21 protein-coding genes are annotated in these 26532 nt (G+C 66.8%); 8 read left to right on the top strand and 13 right to left on the bottom strand.

The genetic code is table 11. The annotated features are described in order from the left end of the window. Positions 1-3: 3 nt before the first annotated feature. The 7 genes from ACHMWQ_RS21575 to ACHMWQ_RS21545 all read left to right on the top strand — a co-directional run bounded on the left by ACHMWQ_RS21575 (position 4) and on the right by ACHMWQ_RS21545 (position 10158). Positions 4-384 (top strand): response regulator, encoded by a 381-nt coding sequence (locus tag ACHMWQ_RS21575; RefSeq protein WP_354550856.1) that lies wholly within the window; start codon positions 4-6, stop codon positions 382-384. Positions 385-553: 169 nt separating this feature from the next. Further along, positions 554-736, top strand: a complete 183-nt coding sequence (locus ACHMWQ_RS21570) for a hypothetical protein (protein WP_354550855.1) — start codon at positions 554-556, stop codon at positions 734-736. Between the two features lie 470 nt (positions 737-1206). Next, positions 1207-2679 carry a M81 family metallopeptidase gene (locus tag ACHMWQ_RS21565; RefSeq protein WP_396309034.1) on the top strand — a complete coding sequence of 491 codons (1473 nt, stop codon included), beginning with the start codon at positions 1207-1209 and terminating at the stop codon, positions 2677-2679. Between the two features lie 345 nt (positions 2680-3024). Continuing rightward, positions 3025-4455, top strand: a complete 1431-nt coding sequence (locus tag ACHMWQ_RS21560) for an MFS transporter (protein WP_396309033.1) — start codon at positions 3025-3027, stop codon at positions 4453-4455. 71 nt (positions 4456-4526) lie between these two features. After that, on the top strand, positions 4527-5780 hold the full coding sequence (locus ACHMWQ_RS21555; protein WP_396309032.1) for an aminopeptidase: 1254 nt from the start codon (positions 4527-4529) through the stop codon (positions 5778-5780). 347 nt (positions 5781-6127) lie between these two features. Beyond that, complete coding sequence (gene mprF / locus ACHMWQ_RS21550; protein WP_396309031.1) at positions 6128-8755, top strand: bifunctional lysylphosphatidylglycerol flippase/synthetase MprF; 2628 nt, start codon at positions 6128-6130, stop codon at positions 8753-8755. Further along, complete coding sequence (locus ACHMWQ_RS21545) at positions 8752-10158, top strand: virulence factor family protein (protein ID WP_396309030.1); 1407 nt, start codon at positions 8752-8754, stop codon at positions 10156-10158. Before mprF ends, ACHMWQ_RS21545 begins: the two co-directional genes overlap by 4 nt. Before the next feature lie 124 nt (positions 10159-10282). On the opposite strand, the gene ACHMWQ_RS21540 is transcribed toward ACHMWQ_RS21545, so the two are convergent. The 3 genes from ACHMWQ_RS21540 to ACHMWQ_RS21530 all read right to left on the bottom strand — a co-directional run bounded on the left by ACHMWQ_RS21540 (position 10283) and on the right by ACHMWQ_RS21530 (position 13274). After that, a complete protein-coding gene (locus ACHMWQ_RS21540; RefSeq protein ID WP_396309029.1) occupies positions 10283-10711 on the bottom strand; it encodes a DoxX family protein in 429 nt (142 codons plus the stop codon). Between the two features lie 98 nt (positions 10712-10809). After that, positions 10810-12708 carry a DUF2207 domain-containing protein gene (locus tag ACHMWQ_RS21535; RefSeq protein ID WP_396309028.1) on the bottom strand — a complete coding sequence of 633 codons (1899 nt, stop codon included), beginning with the start codon at positions 12706-12708 and terminating at the stop codon, positions 10810-10812. A gap of 11 nt (positions 12709-12719) precedes the next feature. Beyond that, positions 12720-13274, bottom strand: a complete 555-nt coding sequence (locus ACHMWQ_RS21530; RefSeq protein WP_354550845.1) for a LemA family protein — start codon at positions 13272-13274, stop codon at positions 12720-12722. A 240-nt stretch (positions 13275-13514) separates the two neighbouring features. Here ACHMWQ_RS21530 and ACHMWQ_RS21525 point away from each other — a divergent pair, with 240 nt between their 5' ends. Beyond that, positions 13515-14099, top strand: a complete 585-nt coding sequence (locus tag ACHMWQ_RS21525) for a hemerythrin domain-containing protein (protein WP_396309027.1) — start codon at positions 13515-13517, stop codon at positions 14097-14099. A 12-nt stretch (positions 14100-14111) separates the two neighbouring features. Here ACHMWQ_RS21525 and ACHMWQ_RS21520 read toward each other — a convergent pair whose 3' ends face one another. The 10 genes from ACHMWQ_RS21520 to ACHMWQ_RS21475 form a co-directional block, all read right to left on the bottom strand. After that, positions 14112-15575, bottom strand: coding sequence for a patatin-like phospholipase family protein (locus tag ACHMWQ_RS21520; protein ID WP_396309026.1), 1464 nt, complete (start codon positions 15573-15575; stop codon positions 14112-14114). Between the two features lie 82 nt (positions 15576-15657). Then, on the bottom strand, positions 15658-16506 hold the full coding sequence (locus tag ACHMWQ_RS21515; RefSeq protein WP_396309025.1) for an ABC transporter permease subunit: 849 nt from the start codon (positions 16504-16506) through the stop codon (positions 15658-15660). Next, positions 16503-17273, bottom strand: coding sequence for a taurine ABC transporter ATP-binding protein (locus ACHMWQ_RS21510; protein WP_396309024.1), 771 nt, complete (start codon positions 17271-17273; stop codon positions 16503-16505). Before ACHMWQ_RS21510 ends, ACHMWQ_RS21515 begins: the two co-directional genes overlap by 4 nt. A gap of 285 nt (positions 17274-17558) precedes the next feature. Continuing rightward, on the bottom strand, positions 17559-18575 hold the full coding sequence (gene tauA / locus ACHMWQ_RS21505) for a taurine ABC transporter substrate-binding protein (RefSeq protein ID WP_396309023.1): 1017 nt from the start codon (positions 18573-18575) through the stop codon (positions 17559-17561). Between the two features lie 449 nt (positions 18576-19024). Beyond that, positions 19025-21496 carry a membrane-bound PQQ-dependent dehydrogenase, glucose/quinate/shikimate family gene (locus tag ACHMWQ_RS21500; RefSeq protein ID WP_396309022.1) on the bottom strand — a complete coding sequence of 824 codons (2472 nt, stop codon included), beginning with the start codon at positions 21494-21496 and terminating at the stop codon, positions 19025-19027. A 346-nt stretch (positions 21497-21842) separates the two neighbouring features. Next, on the bottom strand, positions 21843-22388 hold the full coding sequence (locus ACHMWQ_RS21495) for an RBBP9/YdeN family alpha/beta hydrolase (RefSeq protein WP_396309021.1): 546 nt from the start codon (positions 22386-22388) through the stop codon (positions 21843-21845). A 236-nt stretch (positions 22389-22624) separates the two neighbouring features. Next, positions 22625-23827 carry a lytic murein transglycosylase gene (locus ACHMWQ_RS21490; protein ID WP_396309020.1) on the bottom strand — a complete coding sequence of 401 codons (1203 nt, stop codon included), beginning with the start codon at positions 23825-23827 and terminating at the stop codon, positions 22625-22627. 143 nt (positions 23828-23970) lie between these two features. Further along, entirely contained in the window at positions 23971-24318 is a 348-nt protein-coding gene (locus tag ACHMWQ_RS21485) for an MmcQ/YjbR family DNA-binding protein (RefSeq protein ID WP_396309019.1), read from the bottom strand. Positions 24319-24391: 73 nt separating this feature from the next. Continuing rightward, positions 24392-25978, bottom strand: a complete 1587-nt coding sequence (locus ACHMWQ_RS21480; RefSeq protein ID WP_354550832.1) for a peptide chain release factor 3 — start codon at positions 25976-25978, stop codon at positions 24392-24394. Positions 25979-26052: 74 nt separating this feature from the next. Continuing rightward, complete coding sequence (locus tag ACHMWQ_RS21475) at positions 26053-26412, bottom strand: DUF423 domain-containing protein (RefSeq protein ID WP_396309018.1); 360 nt, start codon at positions 26410-26412, stop codon at positions 26053-26055. Positions 26413-26532 lie beyond the last annotated feature (120 nt).

Genomic DNA, 26532 nt, shown 5'->3' with positions numbered 1-26532 from the left:
GTTGTGGCATCATCCAGTACAGATTCAACGCCGTTCGAAATTCTTATTGTCGAAGACGAGTATCTCATCGGGATGGAGCTGGTCCAGATCCTGGAGGATAGCGGCTATGTGGTGGTCGGCCCGATTGCGACCGTCTCCGCTGCTGTCGCGACCATCGAACGCAATGCGCCCAGCGCCTGCATCCTGGACGTCAACCTCCGGGGCGAGATCAGCGCGCCCGTGGCGGATTGCCTGAAGGCCAAGCATGTGCCGTTTTTCCTGTCGAGCGGCTACAAGCAGGAAACGATAAACCAGGAGCCGGCCTTCAGCGGCATTACCAATATCGGCAAGCCGGCAAAGCCGGAACAGCTGGTTTCCGCGCTGGATCTGCTCCTGAAGGCGTAGTGCCTTCATAAGCAGCGCACCTAAGCCGGCGCTGGAATGGCCGGTGAGCGCACCGTCGGGTTGTCAACCGTTCGAACGAACAGTAGCAGGGGCTTTTGTCCCTGTGGGAATGCACGGTGAACCGCGACTTGCTGGATCCCGTGCAACCCGCTGTGGGGCGAAGATGACAATGCAGAAGACAGCCCGTTACATCCAGGACCTGTCCACCGAGCTCAGCCAGCTCGCAAGCCAGCATGAGTTGCGCGATCTCGCCTATCTGCTCAGCCTGGCAGCCGAGGAGGCGCGCTCGAGCGCCGAGACCGGAACCTACACGCGCCTCCCGCCCCCTCACTCGCCCGACGAGGCCGCCTGATCCGGAATGACTTTCTCGCGGATGGACCGGTCCCGGGAAGATGCAATTGCGCCTCCGCCGCAGGCGAATTTTTGCTGGACGGGCGCCTTACGGTTCTGCCAAATTGCGTAGCGTCAACAATGCCATGGGGGCACTATGAAGAAGACCTACGAAAAGCCGGCGCTCGTGAAGTCGGCACTCCTGCAGCGTGTCGCCGCTGAGCCGTATGTGAGCGGTTACGTTCCGTAGCCAGCGCGCGCATCGCTACGCCTGATCGAGCCCGCCGCGTGGTCCAGCCCCGGCGGGCTTTTCTTTGGCAAGCGCTATAGGGTCGCGTTCGGTACGCCGGGGCTTGCGGTCGAGCGGGGCCTAAGAATACCTTTCGAGCCAGACGGCAGCATGGACGCGACGCGCGCCGGATGCATCGCCGACACCCACCAGGGAACTCGGATCCGGGATCCGAGGGACCGCTTCCGGAACGCCCCCGCATCATGCGCATCTTCACCGCTTCGCTCGCGACCGAAACCAATACGTTCTCGCCGGTTCCGACCGACCGCGCGAGTTTCGAGATGGCGTTTTATGCCGGACCCGGCCAGCATCCTGAGACGCCGACGCTCTGCTCGTCGCCAATGGTGGCGCTGCGCCGCCGGGCCAAGGCGGATGGCATCGACCTGATCGAGGGCACGGCGACCTGGGCCGAGCCGGGCGGGCTGCTGCAGCGCCAGACCTTCGAGGGGCTGCGCGACGAGATCCTCGACCAGCTGCGCGCCGCGCTGCCGGTCGACGCCGTCGTGCTCGGCCTGCATGGCGCGATGGTGGCGCAGGGTTATGACGATCCCGAAGGCGACCTGCTCGCCCGTATCCGCGAGATGGTCGGCCCCGACGTGCTGATCGCGGCCGAGCTCGACCCGCACAGCCATCTGACGGCGAAGCGGGTGGCGAATTCCAACATCCTCGCCGCCTTCCTCGAATTCCCGCACACCGATTTTTACGAGCGCGGCGAACATGTCGTTGATCTCGCCATCCGCACGCTGCGCGGCGAGATCAAGCCGGTGATCTCGACCTTCGACTGCCGGATGATTGACGTGTTCCCGACCAGCCGCGAGCCGATGCGCTCCTTCGTCGACCGGATGAAGGCGATGCACGGCAAGGACGGCATCCTGTCGGTGTCGCTGATCCACGGCTTCATGGCCGGCGACGTGCCGGAACTCGGCACGCGCATGCTGGTCGTCACCGATGACCGAAAGGCCGAAGGCGACGCCTTGGCCAAAAAGCTCGGCATGGAGATCTTCTCGCTGCGGGGCAAGACGATGATGCCGCAATTGTCGATCGACGCCGGCATCGACAAGGCGCTGGAACTGGCCGCGACCAAGCCCGGCAAGCCGGTAGTCATCGCCGACACCTGGGACAATCCCGGCGGCGGCGTGGCCGGCGACGGCACGCTGATCCTGCACCGGATGATCGAGCGCGGCGTCGACAATGTCGCCGTCGCGACGATCTGGGATCCGATCGCCGTCACCTTCTGCCTGGCGGCAGGCGAGGGGGCCAAGATCCAGCTCCGCTTCGGCGGCAAGGCGGGACCGGATGGCGGCGCCCCGATCGACGCCATGGTCGAGGTCGTTCGGGCCGTGACCGAGGGCTGGCAGAGCTTTGGCGCCAGCCGCGTCACCTTCGGCCCGACGGCGCTGGTGCGCATTCTCGGCACCCAGATCGACGTGATCCTCAACACCAACCGCACCCAGACCTTCGAGCCCGACGCCTATTCCAATCTCGGTCTCGATCCGCTGTCCAAGGAACTGCTGCTGGTCAAGTCGACCAATCATTTTCACGCCGGCTTCCTGCCGATCGCGGCCGAAATCCTCTATATCGACGCCGGCGCGCCTTATCCGTCGAACCCGCGCGTCACCGATTATCGCAAGCTGAACCGGCCGATCTGGCCGCGCGTCGAAAACCCGCATGGCTGACGTGGCATGTCGGCCCCGGCAGACCCCTCCCCAAAACCGGCTTTGCCGGTTTTGGCCCTCCCTCCAGGGGAGGGTTCCGGGAGCGTGTGTTTGACGGTGGAGCCAGACCGCATTTCCTTTTGAACCCTCCCCTTGAGGGAGTGTCGAAAGCGCTCGCGCGCTTTCGGGGAGGGGCTCTTTGATAAAGGCCCGACGCACGACATGGCGGACCATGCACCTACCCAGAAGCGGCAGCGCGCCGCAGAGGGTTGTGCTTGCCGGCCGAAAGCGCGATGACTCCTGTGTCCGATGTGTCGCCGGCTGGCATCATGTCGCCTCATCTCTTCTCCTGAGCCGTCGGCCGGCATGACCTCCGTCCCATCCCAGACCTCGCCCCATAAATCGACATGGATTGCCCTGCTCGTCGCGGGAGCTTTCTTCATGGAGAATCTGGATGGCACGGTCATTGCCACCTCGCTGCCACAGATGGCGCATTCCTTCGGCGTCGCGCCGGTGGATCTCAATATCGGCATGTCGGTCTACATGCTGACGCTGGCGATCTTCATCCCGGCCAGCGGCTGGATGGCGGACCGGTTTGGCGCGCGCACGGTCTTTGCCACTGCGGTCGCCGTCTTCACCCTCGCCTCCGTCTTCTGCGCGCTCAGCGAAAGCGTGATGGGCTTCGTGCTCGCGCGCATCCTGCAGGGCGCCGGCGGCGCGATGATGGTGCCGGTCGGGCGGTTGGTCGTGCTGCGCAACACCTCCAAATCGGAGCTGATGCGGGCGATCGCGGTGCTGACCTGGCCGGCTTTGTCCGCGCCCATCCTGGGCCCGCCTCTGGGCGGCTTCATCACCACCTATGCGTCATGGCACTGGATCTTCATCCTGAACGTGCCGATCGGCATCGTGGCGCTGGCGCTGTCGTTCTGGCTGATCCCCAACCAGCGCGGCGACGATCGCCAGGGCTTCGACTGGCTGGGCTTCGCGCTCACCAGCGTCGCCTGCGCCGGGTTGATGTACGGGCTCGATCTCGTCGGCCAGACGGAGAGCGACTGGGTGATCGGCGCCGGCATTCTCGCCGCCAGCGCGCTGTTCTTCTGGGTGGCGCTGCGCCATTCGAGCCAGCACCCGCATCCCTTGCCGGATCTCTACGGGCTGACGATCCAGACCTTTGCCGTCACCATAAAGGGCGGCTCGCTGTTCCGCACTGCCGTCAGCGCCGTTCCCTTCCTGCTGCCGTTGATGTTCCAGCTCGGCTTCGGCCTCGATCCGTTCCAGGCCGGCCTTTATGTGCTGGCGCTGTTCGCCGGCAATCTCGCCATGAAGCCGCTGACCAGCCTCGTGCTGCGCAGTTTCGGCTTCCGCAACACGCTGATCGGCAATGGCCTGTTCTTTGTCGCGACCCTGTTCGGCTGCGCGATGCTGACGCCGGCGACGCCCTGGCTGGTCATCATGCTCGTCCTGTTCCTGAGCGGCGCGGCGCGCTCGATGCAGTTCACCGCGATCGGCACCATGGCCTTTGTCGACGTGCCGCAGGAACGCATGAGCGGCGCCAACACGCTGTTCAGCCTGGTGCAGCAGATCACGTTCGGCCTCGGCATCGCGCTCGGCGCCATCGCGCTGCGGCTGGCGGATGCCTGGCTGACGCCGGATGTGAGCGGGCTGACGCTGCGGGATTTCCACGCCGCCTTCCTGATCGTTGGCGTGGTGGGCCTGCTCGGCCTCTATGACAGTTTCGCCCTGCCGCATGATGCCGGCGCGCCGGTGAGCAAGCACCGCGCCCGGGCGCGCGCCTGAGCCTTAGGGGTTTCCTGTTCGGCTCGCCCTCCGCGGGCCGATCGAACGAAAACGAAGACTGGAGTGCTGGCATGACCAAGTTGAACAAGGATCCGTCTCTCACCCACGAGCAGAAGCTCGACCGGCTTGGCGAAGTGGCCGTTCGCGTCGGCCTCGGCCTGCAGCCGGGCCAGGAACTGGTGATGACCGCGTCGCTCGACGCGCTGCCGCTGGTGCGCCGGATCACCGAGCACGCCTACAAGGCCGGCGCCTCGCTGGTGACGACGCTGTTCTCCGACGAGGAGGCGACGCTGATGCGCTATCGCCATGCCCCGGACGGCAGTTTCGACGTCGCCTCGGGCTGGCTCTATGACGGCATGGCCTCCGCCTTCCGCAATGGCGCGGCGCGCCTCGCGATTGCCGGCGAGAACCCATCCCTGCTGGCGGGGCAGGATCCCGACAAGGTGTCGCGTGCCAATCGTGCCCGCTCGAAGGCCTATATGCCGGCCCTCGAACTGATCGCTGGCTTCGACATCAACTGGACCATCGCTTCCTTCGCCTCGCCGGCCTGGGCCAAGGCGGTGTTCCCGAACGAGACCGAGGAAGTCGCCGTCGCCAAGCTCTGGGACGCAATCTTCGCCGCCTCGCGCGTGGATCTCGTCGATCCGGTCGCGGCCTGGGCCGAGCACAACAAGGCGCTGCATGCCCGCACCAAGCTGCTCAACGACAAGCGCTATTCCGCGCTTCGTTTCGTCGGCCCGGGCACCGACCTGACGGTCGGGCTCGCCGACGACCATGAATGGGAGGGCGGCGCCTCGACGGCCAAGAACGGCATCGTCTGCAACCCCAACATCCCGTCCGAAGAGGTGTTCACCACGCCGCACAAGAACCGCGTCTCGGGCCATGTCACCAGCACCAAGCCGCTCTCCTACCAAGGCACGCTGATCGAGGACATCCAGGTGCGCTTCGAGGAAGGCCGTATCGTCGACGCGACCGCGCGCAAGGGCAGCGACGTGCTCTCCAAGGTGCTGGACACGGACGAGGGCGCGCGCCGGCTCGGCGAAGTGGCGCTGGTGCCGGATTCCTCGCCGATCTCGGCCAGCGGCCTGCTGTTCTACAACACGCTGTTCGACGAGAACGCCGCCTGTCACATCGCGCTCGGCCAGGCCTATGCCAAGTGCATCCGCGGCGGCGACACGATGAGCCAGGAAGATCTTGCCGCGCGGGGGGCGAACAAGAGCCTGATCCACATCGACTGGATGATCGGCTCGCGCCATATCGACATTGACGGCATCGGCCAGGACGGCGCTGTCGAGCCGATCATGCGGCAGGGCGAATGGGCCTGACGCTCGGCCGTCACAACTTCATGCCAGAAGAGCCGGGCAGCGCAATCGCCCGGCTCTTTTCGTTGCGTGACTGAATTATCGCAGCGGATGACCGTCAATCTTTCGAGAGGCGCAAGCGACGCAGCGTTCGGCCTCAATCCAGCCAGAATTGAAGCCCTTGAAGCTTACGGTAAGATGCAACGAGAAGGCAGCGCTTTGGCGGGTCGGGACTTCGGTCCCCTGGCTTGGCCGGAGCTGCGAAGTCCACGATGACCCATAGCGCTACTTTATCGACCCGGCAGGCAGAACGCCGTCCGGGATCCAAGAACCGACCCGAAGCGGACAGCCGTCCGGGACCGCGGGAAGCCATGCTGGAAGAGTTCGAGGCAGCCGACCGTCTGGACGATTCAGAGCCGGTGGCCGAGCCCCGCTTGGAGCGGCTGCGGGCGCTTCTGGCGCCCTGGCGGCCTGCGATCACCGCGGTGGCCGGCATCATCGTCGTGGTGCTGGTCTGGCTCGCCATCTCGAAGCTGATTGCCGAAGTCGACTACAATGACGTGCTCGACACGCTGCATGCGACGCCGGTTTGGGCTATCTTCGCGGCGCTCGGTTTCACCGCGCTCAGCTTCCTGGCGCTCAGCATCTACGACCTGTCGGCCCTGCGCTACCTTGGCCGCCAGGTGCCGTATCCCATCGTTGCGCTGACCGCCTTCTGCGCTTATGCGGTGGGCAATACGGCCGGTTTCGGCCCGCTTACCGGCGGCGCCATCCGCTATCGCTTCTATGCCCGCCTGGGCTTCGAGCCGGCGGACGTCGCCAAGGTCGTCGCCTTCGTCACGGTCGCCTTCGGCCTCGGGCTTGCCGGCGTCACCGGGCTTGGCCTTGCCTTCGCGGCGCATGATTTGGCCGAGCCGCTGTCGCTGCCGCCCGTGCTGCTCCGCGCGCTGGGCGGCGCCATCCTGCTGGCGCTGGCCGGCCTTCTTGCCTATTCGGCCTTCGGCAAGGGGCGGGTCGGCTGGGGCGGGCTCTCCTTCATCCTGCCGCGTCCCGGCATCATGCTGGCGCAGTTCGCCGCCACCATCGTCGACGTCTCCACCGCCGCCGCCGTGCTCTGGGTCCTGCTGCCGCAGACCGATGTCGGCCTGCCGGCCTTCGTCGCGGTCTATGCGGTGGCGATCGGCCTCGGCGTCGCCAGCCATGTCCCGGCAGGGCTCGGCGTGTTCGAGGCGGTGATCATCGCCGTCGTCGGCCGTACGGCATCGGTCGACCAGGTGCTGTCGGCCCTGATCCTCTATCGCGTCATCTATTACGGCGTGCCGCTGCTGGCGGCATCCGGCCTCGTTACCGGCATGGAGGTGCGCCGTGCGGCCTCCGGCGTCAACGCCTCGCGCTTCCTGCGCGCCGGGGCGCAATTGTCGCCGCGCGTGCTGGCGACGCTGACCTTCGCGCTGGGCGGCGTGTTGGTGCTCTCCGGTGTCACACCCGCCGCCGACCAGCGGCTCGACATGCTCTCCGGCCTGCTGCCGTTGCCGATCCTGGAGGGCGCGCATTTCCTGGAGAGCGTGCTTGGCCTCGGGCTGATCGTGGTGGCGCGCGGCCTGGCGCATCGGCTGGATGGCGCCTGGTGGGCGGCGATCGTCTCTGTCGGGGCGGCGGTCATGCTGTCGCTGCTGAAGGCGCTCGCCATCAGCGAGTCGATCGCGCTCGCCCTATTGTTCATCGCGCTGCTGGCGACCCGCCGCGAGTTCAACCGGCCTGCCTCGCTGCTGCACCAGCGGCTGACGCCGGGCTGGCTGCTGGCGATCGCCACCGTCATCGTCACCGCCGCCGCGGTCATGTTCTTCGTCTATAGCGACGTCGAATATTCGAGCCAGCTCTGGTGGCAGTTCGAATTCTCGGAAGAGGCGCCGCGCAGCCTGCGGGCGCTGCTGGGCGTGGTCATCGCGGCCGGATCGCTGGCGGCCTGGTCGCTGCTGCGCCCCTCCAAGGGCAAGACCGGGCAGCCCGATCCGGAAGAGATCGCCGAAGCGGTCAAAATCCTTGCGACCCAGCCCCATCCCGATGCGAACCTGGTTCGCATGGGCGACAAGACGCTGCTCTTCTCCGACGATCGTCGCGCCTTCATCATGTTTGGCCGCCAGGCCCATTCCTGGGTGGCGCTGTTCGACCCGATCGGGCCGCGCTCGTCCTGGCCGGGGCTGATCTGGCAGTTCGTCGAGATGGCGCGCGCCGCCGGCGGCCGGGCGATGTTCTACCAGGTGATGCCGGAGAACCTCGCCCTCTATGCCGACGCCGGCTTGCGCGCCTACAAGCTCGGCGAGGCCGCGCATGTCGACCTGCAGTCCTTCGACCTCAAGGGCGCCAAGCGCGCCAGCCTGCGCCATGCCTTCAACCGCAGCCAGCGGGAGGGGCTGAGCTTTGAACTGCTGGAGCCCGATCAGGTCGCGGAGTCGATCGACGACCTGCAGCGGATCTCCAACCTGTGGCTGGCCGAGCATCGCGCCCGTGAGAAGCGCTTCTCGCTGGGCGCCTTCGACCGCGACTATGTGATGGCGCAGCCTGCTGCCGTCGTGCGGCGCGAGGGGCGCATTGTCGCCTTTGCCACCGTCATGACGACGACGATGAAGCAGGAGGCGACCGTCGACCTGATGCGGTTCGAGCCGGAGGTTCCGGCCGGAACGATGGAATTCCTCTTCATCAGCCTGATGCTCCAGCTGAAGGAGCGGGGCTATCACTGGTTCGATCTCGGCATGGCGCCGCTTTCGGGCCTCTCCGAAAGCCCGGCAGCGCCGTTCTGGCACCGCATGGGCCGCGCCGTGTTCGAGCACGGCGAACGGTTCTATAATTTTCATGGGCTCAGGGCCTTCAAGGCGAAGTTCCAGCCCCAATGGCAACCCCGTTACATCGCCGTATCGGGGAGCATGTCGCCAGCACTCGCGCTCGCCGACGTAACGGTGCTGATCAGTGGCGGGCTCAAGGGAGTGGTTGGTAAATGATCCGAAATTGGCTGTTTGCGTCCCTGTTCGCCTGCGCGTCGCTGCCGGCGATGGCCCAGGACGCGCCCGCCGGCAGCGCGCCGCCGAAGCCCGACGGCTTCAATGCCGGCCTGCTCGGCAAGCCCGAGATCCTGCTGCCGACCGAAGCCGTCACCGGCGCCGTCTTCCTGTTCTCCGACAAGGAGGGCTGGACGCCGGCCGACGAAGCCACGGCCGCCACCCTGCAGAAGTCCGGCGCTATCGTGATCGGCATCGACACGCCGAAATTCCTGGCCGGCTTGGAGGCCGACAAATCCGAGGATTGCGCCTATGTCGTCGGCGACATCGAGGATCTGAGCCATCAGATCCAGCGCCAGCTCGGCACCAGCATCTATCATTCGCCCGTCATCGCCGGCATCGGCACCGCCGGCGCCCTGGCGCTGGACCTGGCGGCACAGACGCCCGACGCCACTATTGGCCGAAACGTCGCCGTCGATCCGGCGCTGGCGCTGCCGCTGGTCAAGCCGCTCTGCACCGACGCGCCGCGCACGGAAGTGCCAGGCGGCGTCACCTATGGCCTGGAGAAGGGCGATCCGGCCAATCCGGTCGACGTGATCTTCACCGCTTCGGCGCCCGCCGACGGCAAGGCGCATGTCGCTGACTTGCAGAAGCAGGGCTTCAAGCTCAAGGACAAGACGGTCGAGGGCGATGCCCGCGCCGCGTTACTGGAACGTCTGCAGCACCTCCTGGTGCCGAAGTCTTCCGATGCGGACCCGCTCGCCGACCTGCAACTGATCGAGCTGCCGGCGACGTCGAAGTTCGACACGCTGGCGATCGTCTTTTCCGGCGATGGCGGCTGGCGCGATATCGACAAGTCGGTCGCGGAAGCGCTGCAGAAGGAAGGCGTGCCGACCGTCGGCGTCGATTCCCTGCGCTATTTCTGGTCGCAGAAGACGCCGGACCAGACCTCGGCCGACCTCGCCCGCATCATCGAGGCCTATACCGAGCGCTGGGGCGTCGATCACGTCGTCCTGATCGGCTATTCCTTCGGCGCCGACGTGTTGCCGGCCGCCTATAACCGCTTGCCCGCCGACACCAAGGATATGGTGGCCCAGCTCTCGCTGCTCGGCCTTTCCGAGGCGGTCGATTACGAGATCTCGGTCGGCGAGTTTCTCGGCACCAGCTCCAGCGAGGGCCAGACCCTGCCGGACCTGAAGCAGATCAAGCCGGCGCTGGTCCAGTGCGTCTATGGCGAGGAAGAGGACGATTCCGCCTGCCCGAAGGTCGAGGGAACCGGCGTCGAGATGATCAAGACGACGGGCGGGCATCACTTCGACGGCGATTATGACGCGCTGGCCGCCAAGATCCTGGATGGCATCAAGCGCCGCGTCCCGGCCGGCGCACACCCGCAGGCGAAGAAGTAGGCGGTCGCAGGTAGACACCCGCCGGCCTTTGGCCGTCGACCTCTCCCTCAGGGAGAGGTGAAGGGGAGATCGTTATGAGAGGGGCAGTGACCGGCCGGGCACTGCCCTTGCCTGTGTGCCCTATTCAAGCCGCTAGGCGGCCGCCCTTCCAAGCAAGGGACCTGCGCAGGGTCAGTCTTTCGCCCGGGCCGTGCACGGCGGCGAAGAGCAGGCCGGCGATGAAGGTGAAGTGGTCGACGAAGAAGCCGAACTCCGCCTGGTTGCCGCTCCAGTGCGAGGGCCCATGGAAGGCGAGCGCCAGGAACAGGATATAGGCGGCGGCGAGAAGCGCGGCTTCGGAAAAGAACGCGCCGGTCAGCAGCGCGATCGCCAGAGCCGTCTCGAAGATCGCCGCCACCCAGGCCAGGAATTGCGAGACTGGGAAGCCGGCGGAGGCGATGTAGCCGGCGGTCGCGTTCATGTCGATGAACTTGAAGGTCGCCGCCATCACGAAGACGCCGCCGAAAATCAGGCGCGCGATGAGCAGTGCCAGGGTCTTGAATGTGCTGTCCATGGATCGGTCCCTCCGAAACGTCGCTCTATTCCCAAGCGACGGATGAGGGAGGCCGGTTTCGACATGCGGCCGGATGATTTTAGTTCTGGGCCCTGCGATTACCAGCCGGAACCGCCGCCGCCTCCACCGCCGCCCCCCGACGACCCACCGCCGCTGCTGCCGCTGAAACCGCCGGAACCCGAACTGGAACCGGGCGCGGTCGCGGCTGCGGCCACGGTCTGCGACAGGCCGGAGCCGAGGCGGTCGACCAGGCTGCCGACGTCCCGGTTGCCGCTCGCGATATACCAGCTCGATACGGCCGCGGTCGCTCCCGCCGCCGCCAGGATGCCGGCGAACTTTGCCGCCCAGGCATTTTCGACGTCGAGCGCCACAGCATAGGGCAGGTAGCGTTCGAACAGTTCCGGCGTCTTTTCCGGCGGATGCAGCATTTCCAGCCGGTGCTCTTCGGCGATGCCGAGATATTGCCGGAAGCCGGCGATGGCATCGCGCAACTTCTGCCCCTCCGGCGTCGGCGCACGCATCCACGAGAAGGACGAGGCCAGCATGGGCAGAAGGGCGAAGGGCAGCACGAGTACCGCCAGATCGATCGGACTGCGCACGGCGCTGAGAAATACGCCGAGGCCCGCGCCGCCAAAGGCGAGCGCGAAGATGCCGATGAACAGCAGGGTGAAGATCCGCTTGTACCAGGGGCTGCCGCGCAGCGAGCGTAGGGTCAGCCCGACCACGATGGACGGCACTGACAGGAACACCAGGCTGAAGGCGGCGACCATGCCGTTTTCGCCCATGGCGACCACCAGCCCAATCGCCGCCAGCGCATAGGCCGCGACCGTGATCAGCACGCCGCCGGTGAGCCAGCCGCTGTTCATGTTGAACACGGTGCCGGAATAGGCCTTCTCGAGCCCGCGGGCCAGCGTCGTCCGGGCGTTGGAAAGGGTGGCGTGGTTCGATTGGACGAGCGAGATCTCGCCGCGGCTGCGAAACAGCGCTTGCGCCGCCGCCGCTTCCGGCGCGGGGATCGCCTTGCCGCCCGGCATGCGGGTCACGACCAGGGTCTTGTCGCTGTCGGTGATCTTCAGCTGGCCCTTGACGCCGAGATCGAGGATCGCGGCGGTGAAGACGCGATCGTCGAAGTCCATTTCCGAAATGTAGCGGGTCGCGGCGGCCGAAAGCCCCTCGGGGGGCGTAAAGAGGGGAATGATCGGGCCGGGCCTGGGGTCGCGGCCGGCCTTGCGCCAGGCCTGGAACAGGTAGAGCAGCCCGCCGGCACCGCCGAGCAGCGCGAAGATCGCGCCGATATTGTCCTTGAGCCACCAGACGGTGCGCCGGCTGGTGCTTGGCGGCTCGACCACGCCTTTCGGCCAGGCGGCGGCAACCGTCAGGCCGTTATGCGCCGGCAGGGACGCCGTCGTGCGGAAGACGATCCGTCCCGGATCCTTGGAAACGACCGTGGCATCCTGGCCGCGGTCGCCCTGCTGGCCGGTATAGATCGCCGTATTGCCGAACGGGACGGCCTCGGGCAGCGTGATCCGCGCCTCGGCGACATCGATCGGGAAGGTCCAGCCGGTGCCGGTCGCGTTCCAGTACAATTCGTCGAAACCGTCGAAGAAGCCGATCTGGCGCGTGGTCCGGTAGCGGATGACGTAGTCGTGCGGGCCGGGCTCGATCAGCGTATCGGCCGAGCCGATGCGGATGCGCTTGCCATTGGCCAGTGACTCAATTTCGAAGGGTTCGTTCTGGCCGTCGCGGGTGACGGATTCCACGTCGAAGCCGACGACCACCGAGCCGCCTCGGTCATCCCGGTAGGTGGTCGGGAAGTCGCGCAGGATGCCGCGCCGGATCTCGTTGCCCTCGGCCTGGACGCGGATGGTCTCGACCACGTCGAGGTCGCCATTGCGCTGCACGGTCACGTCCGAGACGAAGCGCAGGATGCGCTCCTCGGCGGAGGCGGACGCCAGCGACAGCAGGAGAGCGATCAGGAACCCGGATATGCGCAGCATGGGAATACGCCTCAGAACGAGACCTTGGGCGGGATCTGCGCGGCGGCGCGATCCTCGATCTCGTAGAAGGCCTCGGCGTGGAAGCCGAACATGTTGGCGACCAGTACGGCCGGAAAGGTCTGGATCGCGGTGTTCAGGTCGCGCACGGTGCCGTTGTAATAGCGGCGCGCCATCTGCATCTCGTCCTCGACGCTCGCGAGCTGGGCCTGGAGCTCCCGGAAATTCGCGTCGGCTTTCAGGTCCGGATAGGCCTCCGAAATCGCGATCAGCCGGCCGAGCGCGCCGGAAAGCGCCTGGTCGGCGGCCGCCTGGCTCTTAACGTCGCCGGCGTTCATGCTGGCCGCGCGCTTGGCGGCGACATCCTCGAAGATGCCCTTTTCATGCGCGGCGTAGCCCTTGACCGTCTCGACCAGGTTGGGGATCAGGTCGGCGCGGCGCTTCAGCTGGACGTCGATGCCGCTCCAGCCCTCATGGGCGAGGTTTCGCTTGGTGACGAGGTTGTTGTACAGGCTGACCGCATAGAACGCGGCGGCCACGATCACGGCCAAAACAATCCATGTGGTCAAGGTCTTTCCCCTCGGCTTGGCGGCGCCGGAACGCTCGGCCCTTGTCGAATCCTGCCGGTTGCGGCGGTGCTGGCTTGTTGATAGCGCTTCGCGGCAAGGTTTGCGAAGTCGCTTTCATGCCACCCGGCCGAATCGCGCCGGCGCGGGCGAGGGCGCATCCCTTGGTTTGGCCATTCCGATCCCTATCTCTGGGACCTTGTCCCGTCCCCGATGTTTCCGGCCCTCGCGGCCCAGGTGCCCATGACCGATTCCGCCACGCTTGCGCTCGAAACCCGCACCGGATTGCCAGAGACGCTGCGCTTCCTCGCTGAGCTCTATCCGCGCGAGGTCTGGACCGGCCACGCCAATCTCGGCATGACGGCGCGCTTCTGGCTGCAGCGCCACGACGCCTTTCGCGAGCAGGGCCGGATCATGGCCGCCGGGCTGGTGGATTTCCGGGAAGGAAGGATCGAGCCGCGCGCCTTCGGGCCCTGGCTGGTGCCGCGGCTGCAGCGCTTTCTCGGCGAGCTCGAGGGCCATCACCAGATCGAGGACTACCAGTATTTTCCCGTTTTCACGGCGGCGGAGCCACGCCTGGGGCATGGCTTCGAACTGCTCGACGGCGATCACCAGACGATCCATCACTGGATCGATTCCGTGGCCGAGACGGCGAACGGCTTGCTCCGGTCGCTCGATGCCGATCGCGACGCCCTGTTGCGGGCAAGCGACGCCTATGCCGATGCGAGCGGCGCCATGCTCGCGGGGCTGATGCGCCATCTGGCCGACGAGGAAGACCTGATCATCCCGCTGATCCTCGACCGGACCGAGGACGGCATCGGCATTTAAGGAACTGCGGCGTCAGTTGCGCGCGATCTGCGCCCGGCCGATCGCGTCGAAGATCCGGGCGCGCTGGCGCGATTCGCGGGCGACCTTCTGGATGTTCGCATTGTTCCGCACCGCCTCGCGGCCAGCCTGGATCACCAGATCGACCTGCTGCTTGTCGAGGCGCAGCCGGGTCGGGATGTTGTTGAGCGCCCGGTACAGCGACGGATCGGCGTTGCGGAACGACAGGTGCTCGGTAGTGACGACGACGTCGCGGCAGTTCCAGCCGACGAGCGTGCCGCGCGTGCGCAGCACCTGCGCATTGGTAAGGCCGCAGCGATATTCGATCAGCTGCTGCTGCCACTGGTTGAAGGCGAGGTCGACCGCGTCGAAGCCGTGACGGGTGGAAGCGGAGATCGTCGTATCCGCAACCGAGCGCAGGATCTTGCCGATATGCGGCGGCTGCTGCGATACGCCCCAGTCATACTCGTTCTGGACGCCGGCATCGGTCACGATGAACAGGAAGTGGCGGATGCGCACCGCCTGATACGCCGACAGCGGGGCATAGGGCGTGGTGGCCTGGGCCCGCTCCAGCGACATCGCGCTGATGCCGAGATTGTCGGTCAGGCCGCCATCCAGAAGGCGGACATATTTGAGATCGCTGTTGGACTGGTAGGAATCGAGCATCCGCGCATAGGCCTGCAGGCGGACGGACGGGTTGTCGGAATCGATCGCCTTCTGCAGCCAGGCGGGCCTTTGATACTGGCACTGGCCCCTGGCCGGCGTGGCGAGGATGACGGGCGAGAACACGACCGGAACCGCCGCCGAAGCGGCGACCGCATCGGCGATCTTCACCTGGTCGAGATCGCTGCAAAGCGCCGAGAAAGTATCCTGGGTGAACAGGAACGGCGTGCGGTTGTAGATGTCGGAGGCGGTGATCCAGACGATCGGCCTGTCCGGCTTGTGGAAGGCCGCGAAGGTCGCGCCCTCGAACAGTTGCTCGTCGAGCCAGCGGCCGAAGCTGTTGCGATCGTTGGCGCCGCCATCGACGACGGTGCGCGCCAGATTGCTCGGCGTGAAGCGGGTCCGCATGTAGCTCTCGGCGTCCATCGCCAGGAAACGATCGCGGAAGTCGGTATATCCCTCCTTGCCCTTGTAGCCGAGATAGGCGGCCATGACGGCGCCGCCGGAGGTGCCGGCGACCGAGCGGACGTCATCGACCAGGCTGCGTTCGGTGGGATGCTCGTCGATGATGAGCGTGTCGAGCTCGGTCAGCGCGCCATAGGCGAAGGCGGCGGCGCGGGTGCCACCGCCGGAAAAGGCCAGCGCCAGGATGGTGCCGCCGTCATCGTCGGGATCGGGAAGGGCGGCGGGCGACGGCGGGCCGGCCTGTGTCCGCGTCTGGTTGATCGGCGTGGTGTCGGTGGCCGAACACCCCGACACGGCGATCCCTGCCGCCAGCACGACAAGCCGCAGCGCTGCTCCCCACCCGTCTCGCACTGTCGACCCCCTCCGCCCCGTCCCAGCAAGGCAGTCTAGGGCGCGAGGGCTTAATCGTTCAACAACCCAGCGTCCGAGACACCTAGGCCTTGCCGGCCCAGGGCACCAGGCGACGCTCGATCCAGCGCAGGATCGCCTCCAGCGCGAAGGCGACGGCGGCGATGACGAGGATGCCCATCAGCACCACGTCGGTGACCAGGAACTGCGCCGCCGACTGGATCATGAAGCCGAGGCCCCGCGAGGCGGCGACCAGTTCAGCCGCGACCAGGGTGGACCAGCCGGCGCCGAGCGCGATGCGGATGCCGGTCAGGATCGAGGGCAGGGCGCTGGGCAGCACGACATGGCGAAGCAACTGGCCGCGCGTGGCGCCGAGCGCGCGGGCGGCGTTCAGCCGGTCCGGGTCGACGCCCTTCACGCCGGACGCGGTGGAAATGACGATCGGCGCCAGCATGGCGATGCCGATGATCAGGATCTTGGACGGCTCGCCGATGCCGAACCAGATGATCACCAGCGGCAGATAGGCGAGCGGCGGGATCGGCCGCAGGAACTCGATGATCGGATCGAAGATGCCGCGGCCGATGCGGCTCGAGCCGATGGCGAAGCCGACCGGCACGGCAATCAGGGTCGCGCCGACGAGGGCTGCGAAGACGCGGCCGAGGCTGGCCGAAAAGTGCTGCCACAGCGTCGCGTCGACGAAGCCCTCGCGCGCGACCGTCAGGAACGCCCGGCCCACCTCAAAGGGCGAGGGCAGGAACAGCGCCGAGACGAGCCGGAAATGCGACGCGATCGCCCAGGCGAGGAGCAGGGCGGTGAGGGTCAGGCCGGCGGTGATCGCGACGACCGGGCGCTTGCGCGGGGGTATGGGCTGCCGGGCTGCCTCGGATTTGGTGCGGGATGGTGCGAGGCTGGCTTCCGCAAGATCAAGGCTCATGCCGCTTCCCTCTCAAAGATGCTGTCGAGCAGGTCTTCGCGCGCCGCGACGAAGGCCGGGCTCGACTTGATCGAACGGGCGCTTTCCCCGGCCAGGCGACGCCGGCCGAAATCGACGTCGAGCCGGCGAATGATGCGGCCGGGGGCGGGCGTCATGACGATGATGCGGGTGGCGAGGTAGAGCGCTTCTTCGACGCCATGGGTGATCAGCAGCGTGCCGGCGCTGCTCTGGTCCCACGCGTTGAGCAGCAGGTCCTGCATGCCCTCGCGGGTCATCGCGTCGAGCGCACCGAGCGGCTCGTCCATCAGCAGGAAGGCGGGATCGGCGGCGAGCGCCCGAGCCAGGCCGACGCGCTGGCGCTGGCCGCCGGAGAGCTGCCAGATCGGCCGGTCGCCGAGCCCGGCAAGGCCGACAATGTCGAGCAGGCGGTCGGCCTGGCGTCGCCGCTCGGCCTGGGAGACGCCGGCGAGGCGCGCGGCGAAGGCGACGTTTTCCGCCGTCGACAGCCAGGGGAACAGCGCATCGTTCTGGAAGACGACGGCGCGCTCGGCGCCGGGTCCGGCGACGGGCCTGCCGTCGACCAGGACGCGGCCGGAGTCGGGCGCGAGGAAGCCGGCGGCAAGGTTGAGCAGGGAAGTCTTGCCGCAGCCGGAGCGCCCGACAATGACAACGAACTCGCCGGAAGCGATGTCGAGCGACACATTCGAAAGCACCGGCGCCCCGCCATCATAGCGGAGCGAGACGCTTTCCAGCGCGAGATGGGGCATGGGTGTTCGTCCTTCCTTGCCGGCTGCTGGCGTTTGTTCGCCAAAGTTCCCGCCGCTCCGACGTCATCCCCGCGAAGGCGGGGATCCATTCAGCTTCCGTCGCACGTCGGCTGAATGGATCCCGGGTCAAGCCCGGGATGACGGCGAGCACGGGTTGGTCCGCTACGTATGTGCCGAACGGCAACCGCCCCGAAAACGGTTTGGCCCGTTCCGCGACAGAGGGGCGCGGAACGGGCCGGGTGTTGTCGCGGCTTGGGCCGGCCGCCGACGGCCGCCGCGACGACCTCAGTTGGAAGCCTGCGCCTCGGTGACGAACTTGGTGGTGACGTAGCCGCTATAGTCGGGCAGCACGGCCGGGATCTTGCCCTGCTCCTTGAGGAAGGCCGAGGCGTCGGCGATCGCCTTCACCGTGCCGCCACCGAGCAACGCGTTCGATGCCTGCTCCTCCAGCAGCGGGAAGTGGTAGCCCTTCAGCAGCGCCGGGACTTCTTCGACCTTGGCGCCGGTCAGCCGCGCGATCTTGGCGGCCTGTTCCGACTTGGCGTCCCAGGCTTCCGGATTGGCGCGGAAGTCGGCATAGGATTGGCCGGTCACCTTGACGAAGGCCTTGACCGCATCGGGATGCGCATCGGCGAATTCCTTGCGGACGATCCAGGCGTCGAAGGTCGGCGCGCCGAAGGTCGCGACCTGAGCCGAGTCGGTCAGCACCTTGCCGTTTTCCTTGATCTTGCCGAGCGCCGGATCCCAGACATAGGCCGCGTCGATGTCGCCCCGCTCCCAGGCGGCGGCGATCTCCGGCGGACGCAGGTTGAGGACTTCGACGGTCTTCGGATCGATGTTCCAGTGCTTCAGAGCCGCGAGTAGGCTGTAGTGCGTGGTCGAGACGAAGGGCACGGCGATCTTCTTGCCGACGAGATCCTTCGGTTCGTTGATGTTGGCGCCGTTGCGCACGACGAGCGCCTCGGATTCGCCGATCAGGCCGACGATGAAGATCGTCTCGATCGGTAGTTCGCGGCTGGCGGCGGCGGCCAGCGGGCTGGAGCCGACATAGCCGATATCCACCGCGCCGGAAGCGATCGCGGCGATGACGTCGGCGCCGGAATCGAACTTCTTCCAGTCGATCGTGGCGTTGGCGGCCTTCTCGTAGACGCCGTCGGCCTGCGGGACCTTGGAGGGCTCGACGACGGTCTGGTAGCCGATCGTCAGCTTGGTCTGGTCGGCGCGGGCCGTGGCGCCGGCGGCGAAGGTGAGGCCGATCGCGGCGGCCGTGGCAACGAAGGTGCGGCGGGTGATGCGTGACATGGTTCTGTCCTGAGATGAGCGCGCAGGCATCCGTTCGCTGAACGGGAGCGCGGGCAAAGCAAAGAGGTTGGAAAGCGCCGCGCGCGGCGCGGCATCGCCATCAGGCGATCTCGACCGATCCGTCGGTCAACAGAGCCGGGTTGTCATGGGCGTCGTGCTCCCTTTGGGGCTTAGCCGTTGTTGGCGCGGGGCAAGCCGATCCGGAAATCGCCGCGGCGGTCGATCATCCGACCGTGCCTTCAGACTAGGAATGACGCCTTAGATGATAAAGGCAGTCGTTTTTAATTTTGAGGAATGGCGGGGTCGTTCATTGCGCGTTTTTCGCCTCCGGCGGAGGCCGGCTGACCCTGGGGGAGCTTGGTCGTGCGATGGCGATCGGGCGTCGCCAATGAAAAAGGGAGGGCGCTTGCGCACCCTCCCTCGGATTGTTCGCATCGCTGGATGCGGCGTCAGTTCGCCTTGGGCAGGCTGTAGGCGATGATGTAGTCGCCGCGATCGGGCGACTGGCGCGCGCCGCCGGCCGAGATCACCACGAACTGCCGGCCGGATTCCGGCGACACATAGGTCATCGGGGTCGCCTGGGCGCCGACGGGAAGGCGGCCCTTCCAGAGTTCCTCGCCCGTCTTGCTGTCGAGCGCGCGCAAATAATAGTCCTGCGTGCCGGCATAGAAGACCAGGCCGCCGGCGGTGGTCGTCGGACCACCCAGCGAGGGCATGCCGACTGGGATCTGCAGGCCGGTCTTCATGCCGAGCGGGCCGGTATCCTGCAGCGTGCCGGCCGGAACCTGCCAGGCAATCTGGCGCGTCTTCAGGTCGATGCCGGTGATCGTGCCATAGGGCGGCTGGTGGCAGGGCACGCCGAGCGGCGACAGGAAGCCGTTCTTCAGCGCGCCATAGGGCGTGCCCTTCTGCGTGCCGAGGCCGTCATGCACCGCCGACGGGCCGTAATTGTCAGCCACCTCGCGCGGCAGCAGTTCGACGAACTGCGGCATGCGGATGTCGTTGACGACGAGCAGGCCGTTGGCTTCATCGACCGAGGCGCTGCCCCAGTTCATGCCGCCATAATAGCCCGGGAAGATCAGCGAGCGGGTGGTGCCGGGCGGGGTGAATTCGCCCTCATAGCGCATCTTCTTGAACTCGATGCGGCAGTAGAGCTGGTCGAACGGCGTCGTGCCCCACATCCGCGCCTCGGTGAAGGGCTCCGTGCCGATCGAGGGCATGCCGACCGAATAGGGCTGGGTCGGGGAGAGGAAGTCCTCCTTGACGCCGCCGGTCTGGGGAACGGGCTTTTCCTGCACTTCGGCGATCGGCTTGCCGTCGCGCCGGTCGAGCATGAAGATCTGGCCGCGCTTGGTGACCTGGATCAGGGCCGGGGTCGTGCCGCCCTTGCCGTCCGGCACGTCGTAGAGAGCCGGCTGCGAGGGAACGTCATAGTCCCAGAGGTCGTGATGCACGGTCTGGAACTTCCAGCGCTCGCGGCCGGTGGCCATGTCGAGCGCCACCACCGAGGCGGTGTAATCCTCCGCCGCCTTGGAGCGGTGCGCGCCGAAGAAGTCCGGCGTCGCATTGCCGGTCGGCAGGTAGACGAGGCCGAGCGCGTCGTCATAGCTCGGCGTCGACCAGACATTGGGCGTGCCGCGCGTATAGCTCTCGCCTGCCGGCGGGGCGCCGGTGATGGACGGGTTGCCGAGATCCCAGGCCCAGGCGAGTTCGCCGGTGCGGGCGTTGAAGGCGCGGACCGCGCCCGAGGGCTCGCCGGTCTCGACATTGTCCCAGACCCAGCCGCCGACCAGGATCAGGTCGCGCATGACGGTCGGGGCCGAGGTCTGGAAGTAGAAGCCGGCCTTGACGTCGCCCATGCCGTTCTTGAGATCGACCGTGCCGTTATTGCCGAAGCCCGTGCAGGGCTGGCCGGTCTTGGCGTCGATCTGGATCAGCCGGGCGTCGATCGTCGTCATGACGATGCGGGCGCCGCAATTGTCGGCGACCGGGGCGGGAGCCGGAGCGGCAGTTTCGGCGGCCGGGGTCGCGGTCTCCGTGCCATCGGCGGGAGCCGGTATTGCCTCGGTCGCGGCGGGTGCGGCGGCAGGCGCCGCGGCGGCCGGCACGGTCACCGGCTCATAATAGCTGACGCCTCGGCAACGCTGCCAGAGCGGCGACTTCGCCTGCGGATCGAACTTCCAGCGCAGCTCGCCGGTTTCGGCGTTCAGGGCGTGGACGATGTTGTGCGGCGAGCAGGTATAGACCGTGTCGCCCACCTGGAGCGGCGTGTTCTGGTCTTCCGAGCCGGAAATTGCGGGGTCGCCGGTCTGGAAGGTCCAGGCGACCTTGAGGTCCTTGACGTTATCACGGTTGATCTGGTCGATCGGCGCGTAGCGCGTGCCGTGCGAGGTGCGGCCATACTGGCGCCAGTCGGTGGCGCCCGCCGCCGCTGCGGGGACGGCCGGCGGCGCATCGGCCGAGGCGACCGCATTGCGGATCACGCCATGCGGCGTGAAGGCATAATAGGCCGTGACGCCGAGCGCGACGATCAGCGCCAGCGCGCCGAGAAGGGCGGGGGCCGAACTGCGGCCGCGCGCCGGGAAGGCCGGCACCAGCAGAAGCGCGAAGACGGCGAGCACGGCCGGCGCGACGAGGCGCGGCACCAGCGGCCAGAAATCGAGGCCGACTTCCCAGAGCGCCCAGGCGAGGGTGGCGAGCAGGATGGCGATGTAGAGCCAAGGCGCAACGGGCCGGCGCAGGATGTAGAGGATGCCGACGACGACGAGGCCGATGCCGGCCAGCGCGTAATACCAGGAGCCGCCGAGCAGGATCAGCTGGACGCCGGGAACGGCGAGCCCCAGTCCGACAAGCGCGACGATGATTCCAAAGAGGACGAGCAACCATCCGCCAATGCCAAGCGGAGCTCTCGAACTGGCCATTTTTTCACCTCGGTAAGGGGCGTCGCGGCCGGGGGGAGGCGGCGCCTCGTTTGCGATTGAGCCCGACGGGCCGACAACGCCATGCGCGCCTGGCGGCACGCGGGCTCAACGCGAGCCCGGTAAATAGTATAGTTGCCTATCTAATTTGACGCAACGCATCGGGCTTGACGGCCATGCGATGGCCTCCATCCGCGCTTGCGACCTGCAGGATTCGATAAGGCTTCGCCCTCGACGCTACGTCAGCTCGGGCGGCGACGGGTCCGGCCCACCCATGACGACGGCCCGCGCCGATGCGGGATCGGCGACGGCAAGCCTTCGGATGGGGCGAATCGCCGTGGCGGACGGATCAGGCCGCGGCGCAGATCGGCTGGCTGCCCAGCTGCGAGGCGAGCCGGAAGCCGGCCGGCCAGTGACCATGGCCGCTCTCGGTGTTGACGTGCCCGGCATGGCCGAGATCGATCAGTTCCGAGCCCCAGCGCGCGGCGAACAGCCGCCCACGCTCGACCGAGATATACGGGTCGTTGCGGCTCAGCGCGAGCGTGGTGGGGAAGGGCAGGCGTGACAGCGGAACGGGGGCGAAGCCGGAAAGCGGGTGATCAGCAGCGAGCGACTCGGTATCGGCCGGGGCGACCAGCAGGGCGCCGGCGATCGGCGCGCGCGGATGGCGGCGGGCATAATGCGCGACCAGGACCGCGCCGAGGCTGTGGGCGATCAGGACCGGCTGCCGGGTGCGGCGGATGGCGGTATCGAGGCGGGCGAGCCAGTCTTCGAGCTTGGGCGCATGCCAATCATCCTGCTCGACGATCCGCGCGTCGGCATCGACATCGAGCCAGCGGCGCTGCCAGTGGCCGTGGCCGGACCCTTGCCAGCCGGGAATGATCAAACGGGACATGGCGCAATCTCTGCCCAGGAATTGGATGGCTCCAAGAATAGGGCAGGCAGGCTCCGGGTCGAAGGAATGAGGGTCCAAGCTTTTCCGGCATGCCGGATTATCTTCCCTCAGATCGCGAGATGCTTGGAAGCGCAACCGCTGCGCGCCTTCACCCCGGCCGGTCGTGGACGATTCCCGCTTGAGGCGCGCGGTCCGCAAAAAAAGAGGCCGAGCGCTGCCGCCCGGCCTTTTGGTCCTCAGCTGCCGGCGCGCAGGCGCTGCAGCAGCGCGGCGTCGGGATAGGAATCGGCGGGCATGCCGAGATCGATCTGCATCGCCTTCACCGCCGAACGGGTGCCAGCGCCGATCATGCCGTCGACCTTGCCGACGTCATGGCCGCGCTTGGCGAGAAGCTTCTGCAACTCGATGACTTCCTTGTAGGGAAGCTGCTTGACGTTGTCGCCGCGTCCGACCTGCGGCGCGCCGGCAAGCCGGGTGGCGTAGTAAGCGGCCGTCGTCGCGTAGATGAAGGACTGGTTCCATTCGAGATAGACGCGATAATTCTGGTAGGCGAGGAAGGCCGGACCGCTGCGGCCCATCGGCAGCAGCAGCGACGCCTTGTAATCGGTGGTCGGAAGCTTGGAGCCGGGAGCGACGGTGACGCCCATCTTCTGCCAGGTCGAGACCGGATGCTGGATCTGTAGATCGGCCTGCGACCAGTCGAGATCGGCGGGGACGCGGACTTCGGTCAGCCAGGGCTGATCGCGCTGCCAGCCTTCATGCACCAGCAGATTGGCGGCGGAGGCGAGCACGTCCGGGACGCTCTTGATCAGGTCGCGGCGGCCGTCGCCATCATAGTCGACGGCGAAATCCCGATAATGCGTCGCCAGGAACTGCACCTGGCCGAGTTCGCCGGCCCAGGGGCCCTTCATTTCTGCAGCCGTCAGGTCGCCACGGTCGATGACGGTGAGCGCCGCCATTAGCTGGTCGTGGAAGAGCTGCGGGCGGCGGCAGTCATAGGCGAGCGTCGCCAGCGAACGCAGCGTCGGCATGTCGCCGAGATTGGCGCCGAAATCCGTCTCGAGGCCCCAGAAGCCGACGAGCACGGCGGCCGGGACGCCGTAATCCTTCTCGATCCGGTCGAACAGCGCGGCGTTCGACTTGATCAGCTGCGCGCCCTTCTGCAGCCTATACTTCGCGACCATGCGGTCGGAGAATTCCAGGAAGCTCTGCGAGAAGACGTTCTGCGCACGGTCCTTGGCGATGACGTCGGGCGCATAGGCGATGCCGTCCAGCGCCGAGATCGTCTTGGCCGAAATGCCGCTCTGGGCGGCTTCCTGGCGCACGCCATCGAGCCAGGCGGGGAAGCCGGATGCGTCCTTGCAGGAGGCAGCGAAGGCCGGGGCGGCGGATAAAGCGAGGGCGAAGAATGTCGCGAGCTGCAAGCCAGCTTTTCGCATGGGGGAAAACCTCCGAGGGGAATGCCGGGGGGCATGATGCCGGGCCGGGATGCGGCCCAATCGTTTGAGCGGTCTTTGACCATCGCAATCCGTCGATTCCGTGACGAAAGCAACGGCCTCTGCAATCCTTGATGGGTCCGGCTTCAGCCGGCGGCGGAGTCGAAGGCCTTCAGAATCCGCTTCGGCGCGGTCTGGCGCCATGACTTTTCCACCAGCGGCGCCAGGTGGTCGGCGTCGATCGCGGGCAGGCGCACCAGCACATAGGCGTAGCCGCGGAAATGGTCGGTGGTGAAGAAGATCTCCGGCTCGACCGCGATCAGCATGTCGCGATCGCCGAAATCCATCTTGAGCGCGAAGCTGCTGCCATCCTCCTGCATCCGGCCGAAGAAGGTCTTGCCGAGATAGAAGGAGAGCGTGCCGTGGGTGACGCCCTCGCGCACCTCCGGCAACGCCAGGAAGATCTGCTTCAGCCCATCCGTATCGACCGGCATCGTCTCGCCCCGCCAGGAAGGATCCTCGCAGGGCAGTTTGCGCCGGTTGCGGCCGGGTTGCCAGCCTGCCGGATCAGGCGGCTTCTTCGCGCTGGTAGTCCTTGATCTCGCTGGCGGTAATGCCGGGCGTGCGGTCGAGCTCATAGCGCAGCTCGAAGGCGGAAGGAGCCATGAACACCGGGGCGCCATCGAGATCGGACGCCATGGACGAGCGGTGGCGATCGATGAAGGTTTCGAGCGCGACCTTGTCGGGCGAGGTTACCCAGCGGCAGACCGTGAAGCGCGAATGCTCGAAGTCGATCGGCAGGCTGTATTCGACCTGCATGCGTTCCTTCAGCACGTCGAGCTGCAGCGCACCGACCACGCCGATGATCGCCGGCGAGCCGTCATGCGGCACGAAGACCTGCACGACGCCTTCCTCGGCCATCTGCTGGAGGGCTTCCTTCAGCTTCTTCGCCTTCATCGGATCCTGCAGCCGGATGCGGCGCATGATTTCCGGCGCGAAGCTCGGCACGCCGCGGAAGACGAGGTTCTCGCCCTCGGTCAGCGTGTCCCCGATCCGGAGCGTACCATGGTTCGGAATGCCGACCACGTCGCCGGCAAATGCCTCGTCGGCGAGCAGGCGGTCCTGCGCGAAGAAGAATTGCGGGCTGGACAGCGGGATCGGCTTGCCGGTGCGCACCAGCTTGGCCTTCATGCCGCGCTGCAGCTTGCCGGAGCAGACGCGCAGGAAGGCGATGCGGTCGCGATGGTTCGGATCCATGTTCGCCTGGATCTTGAACACGAAGCCCGACATCTTCGGCTCGGTCGGCTCGACGGTGCGGCCCTCCGCTTCCTGCGGACGCGGCGAAGGCGCGAAAGCGGCGAGCGCGTCGATCAGGTCGTGGACGCCGAAATTGCGCAGCGCCGAACCGAAATAGACGGGGGTCAGATGGCCCTGGCGGAAGCTGTCGGCGTCGAAGCCGTTGCCGGCGCCTTCGATCAGCTCCATTTCCTCGCGGAACAGGGCGACGGCCTCCGGCGTGGTCAGGCCGTCGATCTTGGGATCGTTCGGGCCCGAGACCGGGATGACGGAATTGTCGGTATCGATGCGGCGGACCGTCCGGGCGACGATGTCGTAGGTGCCGGCGAATTCGCGGCCGCGGCCGATCGGCCAGGTCATCGGCACGGTATCGAGCGCCAGCACCTTTTCGATTTCGTCGAGCAGGTCGAAGGGATCGCGTGTCTCGCGGTCGAGCTTGTTGACGAAGGTGACGATCGGGATATCGCGCAGGCGGCAAACTTCGAACAACTTGCGCGTGCGGTCCTCGATGCCCTTGGCGGCGTCGATCACCATGACGGCGGAATCGACGGCGGTCAGCGTGCGATAGGTATCTTCCGAGAAGTCTTCATGGCCCGGCGTGTCGAGCAGGTTGAAGATCTTGCCGCCATACTCGAACGTCATCACCGAGGTGACGACGGAGATGCCGCGCTCGCGCTCGATGCCCATCCAGTCGGAACGGGTCTGGCGGCGGTCGCGCTTGCCCTTCACTTCGCCGGCAAGCTGGATCGCGCCGCCCATCAGGAGCAGCTTTTCGGTCAGCGTCGTCTTGCCCGCATCGGGGTGCGAGATGATGGCGAAGGTCCGGCGGCGATCGACGGGTCCGGTCAGGGCGTCCATGAAACAGTCTTCTAACGGTTTTTGAGGTGGCGCATCGATAGACGAGACCGGCCCGAAAGGCCAGCCCGAAGCGTCTAGCGCTTGCGCATCAGCAGCGAGGCGACCGCAATACCGAGCCAGCCGAGGATCATCGTCGTGCCGCCGATCGGCGCCACGAAGGAGAGAGCCGCGCTGCCGGAGAGGCTGTGGAAGGTCAGCGCGCCGGAAAATCCGATCAGGCCGAGCGCGATCGCCCAGGCGGAAATCGACATCAGCAGCGCCGTCGTCGGCACGAAGAAGCCGAGCGCCAGCAGCGCGGGCGCCTGCGCCATCGCCATGTTGCCGGCGGTCGCCAGTCTCTCGCCGCCCGGCAGGTGCGCGCCGGCGGCGGCCAGGGCCACGCCGATCATGCCGGCGAGACCGGCGACAACCAGAAGCGCCTTTTGTCCGTTCATGTGCCTGTTCTCCCAAAGTCCTTGCCGAAGCCTGCCATCGGCGACCCGCATTCTCCCGACCGAATAGAACCGATTGCGCCGGCGCGCGTCGTGGCAAAACCGCCCAACCCGCTGGAGGAT

Origin of the sequence: Kaistia sp. UC242_56 (genome assembly GCF_044452255.1) — a bacterium.
Classification (GTDB): domain Bacteria; phylum Pseudomonadota; class Alphaproteobacteria; order Rhizobiales; family Kaistiaceae; genus Kaistia; species Kaistia defluvii_A.
The sequence above is the reverse complement of the archived record's forward strand: the minus strand, read 5'-3'. Positions and strand labels throughout refer to the sequence as shown.

Excerpts from the sequence above, each read along its gene's own strand:
- ACHMWQ_RS21515 (WP_396309025.1), bottom strand. The coding sequence starts at position 16,506 with ATGAGCCTTGATCTTGCGGAAGCCAGCCTCGCACCATCCCGCACCAAA.
- ACHMWQ_RS21555 (WP_396309032.1), top strand. The coding sequence starts at position 4,527 with ATGACCAAGTTGAACAAGGATCCGTCTCTCACCCACGAGCAGAAGCTC.
- ACHMWQ_RS21490 (WP_396309020.1), bottom strand. The coding sequence starts at position 23,827 with ATGCGAAAAGCTGGCTTGCAGCTCGCGACATTCTTCGCCCTCGCTTTA.
- ACHMWQ_RS21485 (WP_396309019.1), bottom strand. The coding sequence starts at position 24,318 with ATGCCGGTCGATACGGATGGGCTGAAGCAGATCTTCCTGGCGTTGCCG.
- ACHMWQ_RS21560 (WP_396309033.1), top strand. The coding sequence starts at position 3,025 with ATGACCTCCGTCCCATCCCAGACCTCGCCCCATAAATCGACATGGATT.
- tauA (WP_396309023.1), bottom strand. The coding sequence starts at position 18,575 with ATGTCACGCATCACCCGCCGCACCTTCGTTGCCACGGCCGCCGCGATC.
- ACHMWQ_RS21480 (WP_354550832.1), bottom strand. The coding sequence starts at position 25,978 with ATGGACGCCCTGACCGGACCCGTCGATCGCCGCCGGACCTTCGCCATC.
- ACHMWQ_RS21535 (WP_396309028.1), bottom strand. The coding sequence starts at position 12,708 with ATGCTGCGCATATCCGGGTTCCTGATCGCTCTCCTGCTGTCGCTGGCG.
- ACHMWQ_RS21570 (WP_354550855.1), top strand. The coding sequence starts at position 554 with ATGCAGAAGACAGCCCGTTACATCCAGGACCTGTCCACCGAGCTCAGC.
- ACHMWQ_RS21510 (WP_396309024.1), bottom strand. The coding sequence starts at position 17,273 with ATGCCCCATCTCGCGCTGGAAAGCGTCTCGCTCCGCTATGATGGCGGG.
- mprF (WP_396309031.1), top strand. The coding sequence starts at position 6,128 with ATGCTGGAAGAGTTCGAGGCAGCCGACCGTCTGGACGATTCAGAGCCG.
- ACHMWQ_RS21540 (WP_396309029.1), bottom strand. The coding sequence starts at position 10,711 with ATGGACAGCACATTCAAGACCCTGGCACTGCTCATCGCGCGCCTGATT.
- ACHMWQ_RS21495 (WP_396309021.1), bottom strand. The coding sequence starts at position 22,388 with ATGTCCCGTTTGATCATTCCCGGCTGGCAAGGGTCCGGCCACGGCCAC.
- ACHMWQ_RS21500 (WP_396309022.1), bottom strand. The coding sequence starts at position 21,496 with ATGGCCAGTTCGAGAGCTCCGCTTGGCATTGGCGGATGGTTGCTCGTC.
- ACHMWQ_RS21565 (WP_396309034.1), top strand. The coding sequence starts at position 1,207 with ATGCGCATCTTCACCGCTTCGCTCGCGACCGAAACCAATACGTTCTCG.
- ACHMWQ_RS21475 (WP_396309018.1), bottom strand. The coding sequence starts at position 26,412 with ATGAACGGACAAAAGGCGCTTCTGGTTGTCGCCGGTCTCGCCGGCATG.
- ACHMWQ_RS21545 (WP_396309030.1), top strand. The coding sequence starts at position 8,752 with ATGATCCGAAATTGGCTGTTTGCGTCCCTGTTCGCCTGCGCGTCGCTG.
- ACHMWQ_RS21525 (WP_396309027.1), top strand. The coding sequence starts at position 13,515 with ATGACCGATTCCGCCACGCTTGCGCTCGAAACCCGCACCGGATTGCCA.